Source organism: Amycolatopsis tolypomycina (assembly GCF_900105945.1).
In the GTDB taxonomy this organism is placed as follows: Bacteria; Actinomycetota; Actinomycetes; order Mycobacteriales; family Pseudonocardiaceae; genus Amycolatopsis; species Amycolatopsis tolypomycina.
Genome location: NZ_FNSO01000004.1, coordinates 7,346,919 through 7,360,404 on the forward strand (window position 1 = coordinate 7,346,919; position 13,486 = coordinate 7,360,404).

General features: G+C 71.6%; 12 protein-coding genes. 7 read left to right on the forward strand and 5 right to left on the reverse strand.

The window, feature by feature from the left end; genetic code table 11:
* Positions 1-34 precede the first annotated feature (34 nt).
* Both BLW76_RS43420 and BLW76_RS43425 read left to right on the forward strand, forming a co-directional pair.
* Positions 35-649 (forward strand): glycoside hydrolase family 25 protein, encoded by a 615-nt coding sequence (locus BLW76_RS43420; protein ID WP_091318117.1) that lies wholly within the window; start codon positions 35-37, stop codon positions 647-649.
* A 19-nt stretch (positions 650-668) separates the two neighbouring features.
* Complete coding sequence (locus BLW76_RS43425) at positions 669-1,934, forward strand: aminodeoxychorismate synthase component I (RefSeq protein WP_091318118.1); 1,266 nt, start codon at positions 669-671, stop codon at positions 1,932-1,934.
* Here BLW76_RS43425 and BLW76_RS43430 read toward each other — a convergent pair.
* The gene (locus tag BLW76_RS43430) at positions 1,911-2,867 is read right to left on the reverse strand and encodes a quinone oxidoreductase family protein (protein WP_091318120.1); all 957 of its coding nucleotides are present in this window, start codon (positions 2,865-2,867) and stop codon (positions 1,911-1,913) included. The genes BLW76_RS43425 and BLW76_RS43430 overlap by 24 nt on opposite strands.
* Positions 2,868-2,918: 51 nt before the next feature.
* On the opposite strand from BLW76_RS43430, the gene BLW76_RS43435 reads away from it, so the two are divergent.
* Complete coding sequence (locus BLW76_RS43435; RefSeq protein WP_091318121.1) at positions 2,919-3,452, forward strand: QsdR family transcriptional regulator; 534 nt, start codon at positions 2,919-2,921, stop codon at positions 3,450-3,452.
* A gap of 19 nt (positions 3,453-3,471) precedes the next feature.
* On the opposite strand, the gene BLW76_RS43440 is transcribed toward BLW76_RS43435, so the two are convergent.
* Entirely contained in the window at positions 3,472-3,894 is a 423-nt protein-coding gene (locus BLW76_RS43440) for a hypothetical protein (RefSeq protein WP_091318123.1), read from the reverse strand.
* Between the two features lie 55 nt (positions 3,895-3,949).
* Positions 3,950-4,786 carry a 16S rRNA (cytidine(1402)-2'-O)-methyltransferase gene (gene rsmI / locus BLW76_RS43445; RefSeq protein WP_091320613.1) on the reverse strand — a complete coding sequence of 279 codons (837 nt, stop codon included), beginning with the start codon at positions 4,784-4,786 and terminating at the stop codon, positions 3,950-3,952.
* Positions 4,787-4,854: 68 nt separating this feature from the next.
* On the opposite strand from rsmI, the gene BLW76_RS43450 reads away from it, so the two are divergent.
* Positions 4,855-6,423, forward strand: coding sequence for a dolichyl-phosphate-mannose--protein mannosyltransferase (locus tag BLW76_RS43450; RefSeq protein WP_091318125.1), 1,569 nt, complete (start codon positions 4,855-4,857; stop codon positions 6,421-6,423).
* Between the two features lie 263 nt (positions 6,424-6,686).
* Here BLW76_RS43450 and BLW76_RS43460 read toward each other — a convergent pair whose 3' ends face one another.
* Entirely contained in the window at positions 6,687-7,400 is a 714-nt protein-coding gene (locus BLW76_RS43460; RefSeq protein WP_091318128.1) for an AraC family transcriptional regulator, read from the reverse strand.
* Positions 7,401-7,476: 76 nt separating this feature from the next.
* Between BLW76_RS43460 and BLW76_RS43465 the strand changes: the two genes are divergently transcribed.
* Positions 7,477-8,046: a class I SAM-dependent methyltransferase gene (locus BLW76_RS43465; protein WP_091318130.1), complete on the forward strand. Its 570-nt coding sequence runs from the start codon at positions 7,477-7,479 to the stop codon at positions 8,044-8,046.
* Here BLW76_RS43465 and BLW76_RS43470 read toward each other — a convergent pair.
* Positions 8,043-9,809, reverse strand: coding sequence for a serine/threonine-protein kinase (locus BLW76_RS43470; protein ID WP_091318131.1), 1,767 nt, complete (start codon positions 9,807-9,809; stop codon positions 8,043-8,045). The genes BLW76_RS43465 and BLW76_RS43470 overlap by 4 nt on opposite strands.
* A 184-nt stretch (positions 9,810-9,993) precedes the next feature.
* Between BLW76_RS43470 and BLW76_RS43475 the strand changes: the two genes are divergently transcribed.
* Both BLW76_RS43475 and BLW76_RS43480 read left to right on the forward strand, forming a co-directional pair.
* Positions 9,994-11,862, forward strand: coding sequence for a propionyl-CoA synthetase (locus tag BLW76_RS43475; protein ID WP_091318133.1), 1,869 nt, complete (start codon positions 9,994-9,996; stop codon positions 11,860-11,862).
* A 65-nt stretch (positions 11,863-11,927) separates the two neighbouring features.
* The gene (locus tag BLW76_RS43480; RefSeq protein WP_091318135.1) at positions 11,928-13,484 is read left to right on the forward strand and encodes a beta-N-acetylhexosaminidase; all 1,557 of its coding nucleotides are present in this window, start codon (positions 11,928-11,930) and stop codon (positions 13,482-13,484) included.
* Positions 13,485-13,486: the final 2 nt, after the last annotated feature.

Genomic DNA, 13,486 nt, shown 5'->3' on the forward strand with positions numbered 1-13,486 from the left:
GGTGTGCTCTCCACCGACGTGCCGGGGGCGGACAGTGACAGAGCCGGAGAGTGAGCTCGGCATTTCGCTGTCGCACCGCGAGCACGTGGCCGACTGGCAGGCCGTGCGCAGCGCGCACACCCGGTTCGTGTCGGTGACGATCAGCGAGAACGTCAACTGGAGCAACTCCGCCGCGGAACGCAACCTGGCCGGCGCCCAGGAAGCGGGGTTGCACGCCGGCGGCCGCCACTACGCGCGCCCCGGCGCGGTCCACGACCAGGCCGACTTCTTCGTGCGCACGGCGAGCAGGCTCGGCGCGTTCGCCCCCGGCTCGCTCGCGCCGGCGCTGGAGGTGGCGGCGCCGAGCGTCGACGACCGGTTCGTCAAGGCGTGGATCAAGCACGTCCGGCACGCGGCGCGCATCGAGCGGGTGCTGGTCTACGCCGACTACGACTGCTGGCAGCACCGCCTGCACCCGGACCGCTGGGCCGACAGCGAAGTCGTGCTGTGGCTGATCCGGCACAACGGCATCCCGGGCCGGGCGGGCTGGTTCCACTCGCGGCTCGGCGTGCACCAGCACGCGCTCACGCCGGACGTCCCCGGCATCGCCGGTCCGGTGGAGCAGAACGCCGTCGTGTACCCGTTCACATTGGGCGACCTTTTGCTGTAGGAGCGGCGACAATGTCGCCATGCGCGTGACGAGCAGGCCACTCCGGACGGACGTGACGCCGTCGCGCGCGCTCGCGGTGCTGGCCCACCATGCCGCTTCGCGGGGGTTGCCGCCGCCCGCGATGCTGTCCGGCGAGTGGTTCGGCTCGCAGGCGGTGATCGCGCCTTCGCTGGCGGTGGCCCCGGGCGCGTTCCCCGCGGGTGCGCCGGAGCTCGACGCACCGCCGGGCGTCATCGGCGGCGGCTGGTTCGGGTACCTGGCCTACGACCTGGCGGACCCGTCGGGCCGCACGGGCGCGCTGCCCGCCTCCGCGTGGGGCTGGACGGACCACGTGCTCCGGTGGTCCGCAGCCGGCACGTGCCACCTGGAGTCCCTCGACGGCGGCGGCCCATCGGTGTCCACAATGGAATCCCTGCTGGCCGCACCGGCGCCGCCTTCGTCCTGGACCGCGGGGCCGTTGCGACGTCCGCTGCCGTCGGAGCACCGGGACGCGGTGAAGGCGTGCGTGCACGCGATCGAGGCGGGCGAGCTGTTCCAGGCCAACATCTGCACGCGGTTCACCGGCTCGTTCTCGGGATCGCCCGCGGCCTTGTTCGCCGCGGGAGTGTCTCTACTGGCGCCTCGCCGCGCGGCCTACCTGTCGGGACCGTGGGGCTCGGTGGTTTCGTTCTCGCCGGAGCTGTTCCTCGCCCGCCACGGCCGCGCGGTGCGCTCGACGCCGATCAAGGGGACGCTCCCCCGCCGCGGGCCCGCGGACGACGGGAACGCCGAGCTGCTGCGCCGGTCCGCGAAGGACGTCGCGGAGAACGTGATGATCACCGACCTGGTCCGCAACGACCTCGGCCGGGTGTGCGAAGTGGGCTCGGTGACGGTGCCGTCCCTGCTGCAGGTCCGGCCGGCACCGGGGGTCTGGCACCTGGACTCGACGGTAACGGGCGTGCTGCGGCCGCCGGTCTCGGATGCGGCGTTGCTGGCGGCGACGTTCCCGCCGGGCTCGGTGACGGGCGCGCCGAAGATCCGCGCCCTGGACCTGATCGCTTCGCTGGAGCCGTGCGGCCGCGGGGTCTACACGGGCGCGATCGGGCTGGTGTCACCGGTGGCAGGGCTGGAGCTGAACGTCGCGATCCGGACGTTCGAGATCGCGTCCGGCACCATCGCGCTGGGTGTCGGTGGCGGCATCACGGCGGATTCGGACCCGGAGGCGGAGTGGCAGGAGTGCCTCCACAAGGCGGCACCCCTGGAACACCTCCTGGCGAATCCGCTACTTGCCGGGGTCCAGCAGTAGCTTGCCGACGGTCTTGCGGGAGCGCAGGGCCTCGTGGGCGCCGCGGGCGTCCGACAGCGCGTACTCGCCGCCCGGGACGGCCTTGAGCTTGCCGCTCTTCACGAGGTCGAACAGCTCGGTCAGGGCGGTCCCGAAGACGTTGCCCGGCAGGCGGAAGACGTGCGGCAGCCACATGCCGCTGATCGTGGTGCTGTGGCCGAGGACGTTGCGCAGCTCGACCGGCTTCGGGTTTTCGCGGCCGGCCATGCCGTAGAACGCGAGGCGGCCGAACGGGGCCAGCGCGGCGATGCTCTGGTCGGTCGTCTTCCCGCCGACCATGTCGAGCACGACGTCGACGCGGCGGCCGTTGTTCGCCTCGCTCAGGGCGGCCGTCATGTCCTCGGCGCGGGAGTCGATGGCGACGTCGGCGCCGAGCTCGAGGGCGAGCGCGCGCTTCTCGTCGCTGCTCGCCGTGGCGATGACGCGGCCGGCGCCCCAGGCCTTCGCCAGCTGCACGGCGACGGTCCCGACCCCGCCGGCGGCGGCGTGCACGACGACCGATTCGCCCGGTTCGAGGTGGGCGTTCTTGCGCAGCAGGACCCAGGCGGTGGTGCCCTGGACCAGCATGGACAGCGCGGTGAGGTCGTCGATGCCGTCGGGCACCGGGAAGGTCGTGGCTTCCGGGGCGACGGCCTTTTCGGCGTACCCGCCCCCGTTGAGCAGGGCGACCACACGCCTGCCGTCCGGCGTGCGCCCGACGACCTCGCCACCGGGGACGAGCGGCAGCTTGCTCGGCGCGAGGTAGCTGTTTTCGGCCTGGTGGGTGTCGGCGTAGTTGACGCCGACGCGGTCGACGTCGATGAGGACCTCGCCGGGCCCGGCCACCGGGTCGGGCAGCTCGACCGGCGTGAGCACCTCGGGTCCGCCGAACTCGGTCACCTGCACTGCGCGCATGTCGCGTTCCCTCTCCGTCAACAGCCCAGTGGTTGTGAGACATTCTGACATATGTCTCAGGAGTTCGAGGTCGCTCGTGACTGGTTCCTCGCCGGCCGCCGGGTCGACATGGGGGAACTGGCCCAGGAGCTGTCGATCAGCCGGGCGACGCTGCACCGGCGGGTGGGCTCCCGCGATCTTTTGCTGGGCGAGATCCTGTGGTCGCTGTCGGACGTCACGATCGCCCGGCTGTGGCCGTCGTGCGTCGGACGCGGAGCCGCGGGGATCGCGGACTTCGTGAGCGGGTACGTCCGGATGGCGAACGACTCACCCCCGTTCCGCGACTTCCTGCGCCGCGAGCCGGAGCGAGCGCTGCGGCTGCTGACGACGCGCGCAAGCGTTTGCCAGCGCAGGACGACGGAGAAGCTGGAGACCCTGCTGACGGGCGAGGTTTCCGCCGGCCGGCTGGATCCGCCGTTGCCGGTGCCGGACCTGGCCTACCTGCTGGTGCGGATCGGCGAGTCGTTCGTGTACACGGACGTGATCACCGGGGACGCGCCTGACGCGGAGAAGGCGCATGCCGCCGTGACGGCGCTGCTGACCTAGCTCGCGTGCGCCGCTTCCCTCAGTCGGCTCGATCGACGGCAGCAAACCCGGAGAACCGGCGAACCAGCTCCTGATCCGTGGCTTGCACTTCCCAGGTCGTACTGTCGAAGGCCTCGACGACGACCTCGGCTCCGCCCTCTTCCGAAACATGTTCCAGGTCCGCGGCGACACGGACGGCCACGAGCCAGCAGTTGATGACCTGCTTCAGCTGCCCGGCGAACCAGACGAGTTCAGGCCACGAAAGCACATAACCCACCCCGCCGTTTTCCACCAGCTCCTCGAATTCGAGGATGCTTTCCCCTCGGGGCCCGGTACCGCCGACCCCTTCGAAATCCAGGAACGACCAGCAGAAATCATCGCCGGGGATCAGGTTCAGCAGATCGGCGAGGTTCACTTGGCGGCCGTCCGCCCGGTGCATCCGCATCGAAATCTTGCCGGTCACGGGTACTCCACTGGTTCGGCTCCGAGGCGCTGCCAGGTGCCTCCGATATGCGCCACTACGACTTCCGGGAGGCCAGTACAGCGTCGTAAAGCTCCTTTTTGGACACCCCGGCCGCCTCGGCGACCTCGGCCGCCGCCGACTTCAGCCGCTCGCCGGCCGCCACCCGGTCCGACACCTCGGCCACCAGGTCCGCCACCGAAACCGCCCGTGGCGAAGCCCCGGCCAGCACCACCGTGATCTCGCCGCGGACACCCTCCTCGGCCCACGCGGCCAGCTCCGCCAGCGTTCCCCGCTTCACCTCTTCGTACGTCTTCGTCAGCTCGCGGCACACCGCAGCCTGCCGGGAACCGCCCAAAACGGACACCGCATCCGTCAGGAGCGACTCCAACCGGTGCGGGGACTCGAAGAACACCGCCGTCCGGGGCTCGTCGCGCAACGCCGTCAGCCAGCGTGTCCGCTCGCCCGGCTTGCGGGGGGCGAAACCCTCGAAACAGAACCGGTCACAGGGCAACCCGGACAACGCGAGCGCCGTCGTCACCGCGGACGGGCCCGGCAGGCACGTCACCGGCAGTGAAGCCGCCACACACGCCGCCACCAGGCGGAAGCCCGGGTCGGACACGCTCGGCATGCCGGCGTCCGTCACCAGGACCACCGTCTCGCCCGCGTGCAACGCTTCGAGCAGCTTCGGCAGGCGAGCCGACTCGACGTCTTCGTAGAAGCTCACCACCCGGCCGCGCGGGGTCACCTCCAGCGCTGCCGCCAGCGCGCGGAACCGGCGGGTGTCCTCGGCCGCGACGACGTCGGCTTCCGCCAGGGCCGTGGCCAGGCGCTGGGAAGCGTCGCGGACGTCGCCGAGCGGGGTGGCGGCGAGGATGAGGCGGCCCTGGGTCACCACGCCAGCCTAGGCTGATCAGCGGATCCGGACGACGCACGCCCTGCCTCGCCCGTAGGATCGCCCCCGTGACCGCCGTGCTGACCCGTCCCGACGACGAAAGCGTCCGGCCGGACCCGGTCGAGGCGCTCCGGCCGCCCACCGACCGCGAACTGACTCTGCTCGGCCGCGGCATGCCGGCGGACCGGCTCCGCGGCTGGGTCGTCACCCTCGTGCTGACGCTGATCGGCGGCATCGTCCGCCTGCAGAACCTCGGCGAGCCGACGGACAAGGGCAGCCCGGTCTTCGACGAGAAGCACTACGTGCCGCAGGCGTGGCAGGTGCTGCGCAACGGCGGCTACGAGGACAACTACGGCTACGAACTGGTCGTCCACCCGCCGCTGGCGAAGCAGCTGATCGCGATCGGCGAATGGCTGTTCGGCTACAACGGCTGGGGCTGGCGCATCATGCCCGCGCTGGCCGGCACGCTGATGGTGCTGCTGGTCATCCGCATCGCCCGCCGCCTGACGCGCTCGACGCTGCTCGGCGGCATCGCCGGCATCCTGGTGATCAGCGACGGCGTGCTGCACCTGCAGTCGCGCATGGGCATGCTCGACATCTTCATCGCGCTGTTCGTGCTCGCCGCGTTCGCCTGCGTGCTCGCCGACCGCGACCAGGTGCGCGAACGGCTCGCGACGGCGGTCCGCGAGGGCTGGATCAACGAGTCGGTCTGGGGCCCCAAACTGGGCTTCCGCTGGTGGCGGTTCGCGACCGGGCTGATGATCGGGCTCACCTTCGGCGTCAAGTGGTCGGCGCTGTACTACATCGTCGCGTTCGGGCTGCTCACCGTCTTCTTCGACGTCGCGGCGCGGCGCGCGGCCGGCGTCGAACGGCCATGGCTGGGCACGATCCGCCGGGACGTGGCGCCCGCGCTGTGGGCCATCCTGGTCATTCCGTTCCTGATGTACTTCGCCGCGTACTGGGCGTGGTTCGCCAGCGAAACCGCGACCGACCGGCACTACACCGAGATCAAGGACATCGCGCCGGGCTTCTGGTCGTGGATGCCGCCGGCGCTGCGCTCGCTGGGCGACTACACGGCGAACGTCCTGCACTTCCACGAAACCCTGGTCACGCCGAAGGACAGCCCGCACCCGTGGGAGTCGAAGCCGTGGACGTGGCCGATGGGGCTGCGCCCGATGCTCTACAGCTACAACGGCGAAGTCACCGGCTGCGGCGAGGCCCGCTGCATCAGCGCGACGATGCTGATCGGCACCCCGGCGATGTGGTGGCTGGCGATCCCGATGCTCGGCTGGGCGGCGTGGCGCTCGATCTTCCGCGCGGACTGGCGCTACGCGGCCGTGCTGGTCGGCTACCTCGGCGGGTACGTCTTCTGGTTCACCAACATCGACCGCCAGATGTACTTCTTCTACGCGACCCCGCTGGCCGCGTTCCTGGTGCTCGGGCTGACGTTGTGCCTGGGCCAGATCCTGGGCAGCGCCCGGCGCGGGTTCGAGCGACGCGGGACAGGTCTGCTCGTGGTGTCGCTGTACGTCGGGCTGGTGGTGGCGAACTTCGCCTGGCTGTGGCCGATCCTGAACGGCATCGCGATCACGAACGGCCAGTGGGAAGCCGAGCGCTGGCTGCCGTCCTGGCGGTAACTCGTCCGGGCCACAAGCGCCCCAATGTGGCGTTGGTTGCGTCCAACGCACCGAACGCCACATTGGGTGCGTCTGACGCACCGAACGCCACATTGGGTGCGCTGGACGCACCGAACGCCACATTGGGTGCGCTCGACGCACCGAACGCCACATTGGGTGCGCTCGACGCACCGAACGCCACATTGGGTGCGCTCGACGCACCGAACGCCACATTGGGTGCGTCTGACGCACCGAACGCCACATTGGGGCGCATGAGCCGAGCGTCAGCCCGCGAAGTACGCCCCCGGCGTGACACCGACCGCCCGCCGGAAGGCCGCGACGAACGCGCTCGCCGAGCTGTACCCCACGCGGTAGGCCACCGTCTCCAGCGGCGTCGCCTGGGCCAGCAGCGGCAACGCCGCACGCAGCCGCACCTGCGTGCGCCACGTCCCGAACGGCATCCGGCACTCGCGGACGAAGATCCGCGCGAGGGTGCGTTCGGCGGCGCCGACGTCCCGGCCGAACTCGGCGAGCGTGCGCGAGTCCGCCGGGTTCGCGAGCACCGCCGTCGCCACGTCGAGGGCGCGCGGGTCGCTCGGCGCGGGCACCACGATCGGCACCACGTCCAGCGGTTCGAGCAGGTCGAAGGCCACGGCTTCGGCACGCAGCCGGGCGTCGGGCCCGACGCCGTCACCGGTCAGGTACTCCAGCAGCTCCCGCAGCAACGGCCGCACGACGACCATCCGCGGCTCCGGCCACGACACCGGTGACAGCGTCGGGTCGGCGTAGATCCCCCGCAGGGCCGCCCGCCCGAGCGCGCCCGTGCGGTGCCGGACGCCGGCGGGCATCCAGAGGGCGCGCGTCGGCGGCAGCACCCAGGCCGCGTCGCCCGCCTTGACCGCGACGACCCCGCGGGCCGACCAGACCAGCTGGTGGACCGGGTGCTCGTGCCACGGGAACCAGGTGCCCGCGGGCAGGTCGAACGCTCCGAGGAGCATGGCTTGGCTGTTTCGCGACATTGGTTGGCAGCGTATCGGCTACCGGTCACCGGCGGGCCGAAATAGCGTCGGACGCATGCCGATGAACCTGATCCACCGCAAGATCTGCAGCTCGGCCAAGTGGGCCTCGATGGTCGAGGACGTGCTGCCCGGCTGGCTCGCGAAACACGACCTGGGCGACGATGTCCTCGAGATCGGCCCCGGCTTCGGGGCCACCACCAAGGTGCTGCTCGACGTGGTCCCGAAGCTGACGGTCCTGGAGATCGACCCGGCCTCGACGGCGCTCCTGCGGGAGAAGTTCGGCGCCCGCGCGGAGGTCGTCGGGGGCAGCGGCGCGGAGATGCCCTTCGCAGCCGGGCGGTTTTCGGCGGTGGTGTGCTTCACGATGCTGCACCACGTCCCGACGACGTCGCTGCAGGACGCGATCTTCGCCGAGGCCGCCCGGGTGCTGCGGCCGGGCGGCCGGTTCTGCGGTACGGACAGCCAGCTCAGCTTCCGCTTCCGGCTCCTGCACATCGGCGACACGATGAACGTCCTCGACGCGTCGACCCTGCCGGGACGCCTGGAGGAGGCGGGTTTCGAGCAGGTCGCGGTGAAGGCACGGCCGAAGGAGCTCGTGAGCTTCTCGGCCGTGCAGCCCGGCTAGCGGCGGGGCAGCTGGCTTCCCGGCTGGCGCGGTACCACCCGCGTCACCGGGCCGTCGGCGGACTTGCCCGCCCGCGACAGCCAGCCCTCCACCTCGCGGCGCACCGCGTTCAGGGTCGGGCGGCGGCGGGGCTCCGGGTCCAGGGACGCCGCCAGCAGGCGGGCGTGGGCGCTCCGCTGCGGCAGCCGCGTCACCGGGTCCGCCCGCGCGGCCGCCATCAGGGCCGCCATCGGCGTCTCGCGGGTGCCGCGCGGGGGCTGGCCCGACAGCGCGTAACTGATCGTCGCCGCCAGCTGCCAGGCGTCCGACGCCGGGGAGGCCGGCGAGCCCATGGCCTGCTCCGGGGCGACGAAGTCGGGCGTGCCGATCATCATCCCGGTGGCCGTCATCTTCGAGTCGCCCTGGCTGCGGGCGATGCCGAAGTCGATCAGGTGGGCCAGGCCGCTCGGGTCCAGCACGATGTTCGACGGCTTGATGTCGCGGTGCAGGACGCCCTTCTCGTGGGCCGCCGCCAGTGCGCCAGCCATCGTCGCCCAGAGGCGGCCCGCCGCGACGTCGTCGAGGGGGCCCTGGCCGTCGACCAGCTCGGCCAGCGGACGGCCTTCGAGGTACTCCATCACCAGCGCCAGGCCGTCCGGCTCCTCGGCGAGGTCGTAGACCTTCACGCAGTTCGGGTGGCTGACCACGGCCAGCGCGCGGGCCTCGCGCTGCATGCGCTCGGCCGTGTCGCGGTCCGGTGCGTGCGCGATCTTCAGCGCGACCGTGCGGTTCAGCTGGGTGTCGACGGCCTGCCAGACCGTGCCGAACCCGCCCGCGCCCAGCTGCTTGACGCGGCGGTAGCGGCTGCCACCGGCGTTGCGGGAACCGGGCGGCGGCGGGATCGGGCCCGGGGCCGCGGCCAGCATGCCGCCCGGCGGGGACGGCGGCTCGGGCGCCGACGCCAGCGCCGTCTTCGGGTACGGGCGGTTGACCGGGGGCGGCGGAGGCGGCGGGGTCGGGCGCGGCTGCACCTGCGACGGCGGCGGGCCCTGCGGCTCCGGCCGGCGGGGCGGCGGCTCGTCCGACCGGTCCGACCGGTTGATCACCGACCACGGCGGCGGGCCGACCATCGCCACCGGGATCAGGCCCAGCACGCTGAACGGCAGGAAACCGAGCCAGAAGTGCAGCGCGGTGTTCGCCTCCATGCCGACGCTGAACACCAGCATCGCGGCGAACGGGATCCAGAAGAACCGTGACGGCCACTTCGGGCCGCGGCGGAAGGCCGTGCGGCCCTGCAGCATCACGAAGAACAGCGAGCCGGCGCCCAGCACGACGAAGGCCAGCAGGTAGACGAAGAACGGGAGGTCACTGCCGTTCTTCGAGAACAGCACGTCGTAGACGGTCTGGCCGCCGCCGAGGTAGTCCTTCTGGTTGTCGACCCAGCAGCCGCCGGCGCCGTTCAGCGTCGAGAGCTCGGTCTTGCTCAGGCCGGTCTTCTCGCCCGCGAACGCCGCCCGGTAGACGCCGGAGACGCCGTTGGACAGCAGCCAGGGCAGCACCAGCGCGCTGAACAGGCCGATCGCGCCGAACACCGACAGCGTCGTGGCGTCGTAGCGGTTGCCCGTGCCCTTCCGGATGACCGACACGGCGACCGCGCCGATCGGCGGTAGCAGCGCGACGAGCGCGCCGGCCGCACTCGTGGCCCAGACCCAGTCGCCGGGGCAGAAACCCGGGCCGAACAAGGAATGGGCTAGCGAGAGCAACGCGCTCGCGAGTCCGTTCACCGCCGGGCTCCCCTCACTGTCCGTGTTCACTTCGTGGCCGTCACGCGGCGTTTTCCCGCGGTCCAGCTTAGGACGCTCCCGGCCTCCGTGAGGTTGCCGGGTCTTTCCGCCGCGGAATCCGGCACGCCCGCCGCTCCCGCGCCATGATGGGGATCGGCGCAACGTCCACGCGAAGGAGCGGAGCATGGCCGCGTACTCCGAAGCCTACCGGCGCAGCCTGGCCGAGCCGGACGCGTTCTGGCTGGCCGCGGCGGAGTCGATCAGCTGGACCAGGCCGCCGGAGCGGGCACTGGACGACTCCCGTCCGCCCTTCTACCGGTGGTTCCCGGACGCCGAACTGAACACGTCCTACAACGCGCTGGACAGGCACGTCGAGGCCGGCCGCGGCGGCCAGGCCGCGCTGATCTGGGACTCTCCCGTGACCGGACGGCAACGCACCTACACGTACGAGGAGCTTCGGGACACCGTCGCGCGCTTTGCCGGCGCGCTGCGCTCGCTCGGGGTCACGAAGGGTGACCGGGTCATCGTCTACCTCCCGATGGTGCCGGAAGCCGCCGTCGCGATGCTGGCCTGCGCGCGGATCGGGGCCGTGCACTCCGTGGTCTTCGGCGGGTTCGCGCCGAAGGAGCTCGCCGCGCGGATCGAGGACGCCAAACCCAAGGTCATCCTGGCCGCGTCCTGCGGCATCGAGCCGACGCGGGTGGTCGAGTACCAGCCGATCATCGAAGCCGCGCTGGGCATGACCGAGCACCAGCCCGACCACGTCGTCATGCTGCAGCGCGAGCAGGCGCCGGCCACGGGCGGCCGCCACTTCGACTGGCGCGAGCTGGCCGCCGGCGCCGAGCCCGCCGAACCGGTGCCGGTCGCGGCCACCGATCCCCTGTACATCCTCTACACGTCCGGGACCACCGGGAAGCCGAAGGGCGTCGTGCGGGACACCGGGGGCCACGCCGTCGCGCTCGCCTACTCGATGGCCGCCGTCTACGACGTCCACGCCGGCGACGTCTGGTGGACCGCCTCCGACGTCGGCTGGGTCGTCGGGCACTCCTACATCGTCTACGCGCCGCTGCTGGTCGGAGCGACCACGGTGATGTACGAAGGCAAGCCCGTCGGCACGCCCGACGCGGGCGCGTTCTGGCGGGTCATCGCCGAGCACGGCGTCCAGGCCCTGTTCACCGCGCCCACCGCGCTGCGGGCCGTCAAGAAGGTCGACCCGGACGCCCGCGAGCTGGAGAAGTACGACCTCAAGCAGTTCCGGACGCTCTTCATGGCCGGCGAACGGCTCGACCCGGAGACCTACCACTGGGCCCACGAGAAACTCGGCGTCCCGGTCGTCGACCACTGGTGGCAGACCGAGACCGGCTGGCCGATCGCCGCCAACCCACGCGGCCTCGAACCGATGGCCGTCAAGGCCGGGTCCGCGACCAGGCCGGTGCCCGGCTGGGACGTCCGGATCCTCGACCAGGCCGGCGACGAGCTGCCCGCCGGGCGCGAAGGCGCCATCACCGTGAAGCTGCCGCTCCCGCCCGGCTCGCTGCCGACGCTCTGGGGCGACGACGAGCGGTACCGCGAGGCCTACCTCTCCCGCTACGAAGGCCACTACCTGACCGGCGACTCCGGGTATTTCGACGAAGACGGCTACCTCTTCGTCATGGGCCGCACCGACGACGTCATCAACGTCGCCGGCCACCGGCTCTCCACCGGATCGATGGAAGCCGTCCTGGCCGCGCACCCGGCGGTCGCCGAGTGCGCCGTGATCGGCGTCGCCGACCAGCTCAAGGGCCAGCTGCCACGCGGCTTCGTGGTGCTGAAGGCGGGCGCGGACATCGCCTCGGACCAGCTGCGCGACGAACTCGTGGCGATGGTCCGGCGGGACATCGGCCCGGTGGCCGCGTTCCGTGACGTGTCCATTGTGGACGCACTGCCGAAGACGCGGTCGGGGAAGATCCTCCGCAAGACGATGCGCGCGATCGCCGACGGCCGCGAGGAGGCGGTGCCCTCCACGATCGAGGACCCGAGCGTCCTGGAGGCCATCCGGGCCGCCCTTCGTTAAGAGCTGTTCCAAATGCACCGGCTGGTCTGTACCTTTGCAGGGAGTCCCCGACCGGAGGTGCTTCGATGCGCTTGTCCCGAGCCGTCCTGACCGCGGCCGTCGTGAGTCTCACGGCCGCCGGCCTGCCCGCTTCCGCCGCGGCCGCCCCCGAACGCAGCGTGACCGACGTCGTCCCGGCGCCCGTCTCGGCGAAGGCCGACGCCAAGGCCGGATTCCGGCTCACGCCGCGCACCGTGATCACGGCCGACCGCGGGGCCGGCCAGGTCGCGGACTACCTGCGCGGCCTGCTGCGCCCGGCCACCGGCTACCCGCTGCCGGTCGTGCCGCACGCCGCCGGCCTGCCCGCCGTCGCGCTGAAGCTCGGTCACGACCCGCGGATCGGCACCGAGGGTTACCGGCTGCAGGTCGCGCGCGACGGCGTCACGCTGACGGCCAACACCGCCGACGGGCTCTTCGAAGGCGTGCAGTCGCTGCGGCAGCTGCTGCCGTCGGCGATCGAGGCGAAGCGCGTGCAGCACCGGACGTGGACCGTCGCCGGCGGCACGATCCTCGACTACCCGCGCTTCGCCCAGCGCGGCGCGATGCTCGACGTCGCCCGGCACTTCTTCAAGCCCGACCAGGTCAAGCTGTACATCGACCAGATCGCCCAGTACAAGGTCAACACGCTGCACCTGCACCTGGCCGACGACCAGGGCTGGCGGATCGAGATCAAGAGCTGGCCGAAGCTGGCGACGGTCGGCGGGCGGACCGCGGTCGACGGCGACCCGGGCGGCTATTACACGCAGGCGCAGTACAAGGACATCGTCGCGTACGCGGCTTCGCGGCACATCACGGTCATCCCGGAGATCGACATGCCGGGCCACACGAACGCGGCGCAGTCGACGTACGCGGAGCTGAACTGCGACGGCGTCGCGGTGCCGCCACGCACGGACACCGAGGTGGGCTACAGCTCGCTGTGCATCTCCTCGCCGATCACGTACAAGTTCGTCGAGGACGTCGTGCGCGAGCTGGCGGCCCTGACGCCCGGGCCGTACCTGCACATCGGCGGCGACGAGGCCCACTCGACGCCGCCCGCGGACTACCTGACGTTCGAGCGCAAGGTGCAGCCGATCGTCGCCAAGTACGGCAAGAAGGTCACCGGCTGGCACGAGATCGCCAAGTCGGTCCCGCCGGTGTCGGCGGTCCCGCAGTACTGGGACTTCGGCGGCGCCAACCCGGACGTCGCGGCGGCCGCGGCGCGCGGCAACAAGATCCTCATGTCGCCGGCGAACTACGCGTACCTCGACATGAAGTACGACGCTTCGACCCCGCTGGGTCAGGACTGGGCCGCGCTGATCGAGGTGCGCGACGGCTACAACTGGGACCCCGCGACCCTGGTCGACGGCGTCGGCGAGAGCCAGATCGCGGGCGTCGAAGCGCCGCTGTGGACCGAGACGATCCGCACCAGCGACGACATCGAGTACATGGCGTTCCCGCGCCTGCCGGGGATCGCGGAGATCGGCTGGTCGCCGCGGTCGACGCACAACTGGGACGCCTACCGGCCGCGGCTGGCGAAGCAGGCCCCGCGCTGGGTGGCGCAGGGGATCGACTTCTACCGCTCCCCGCAGGTCGACTGGAAGTGACG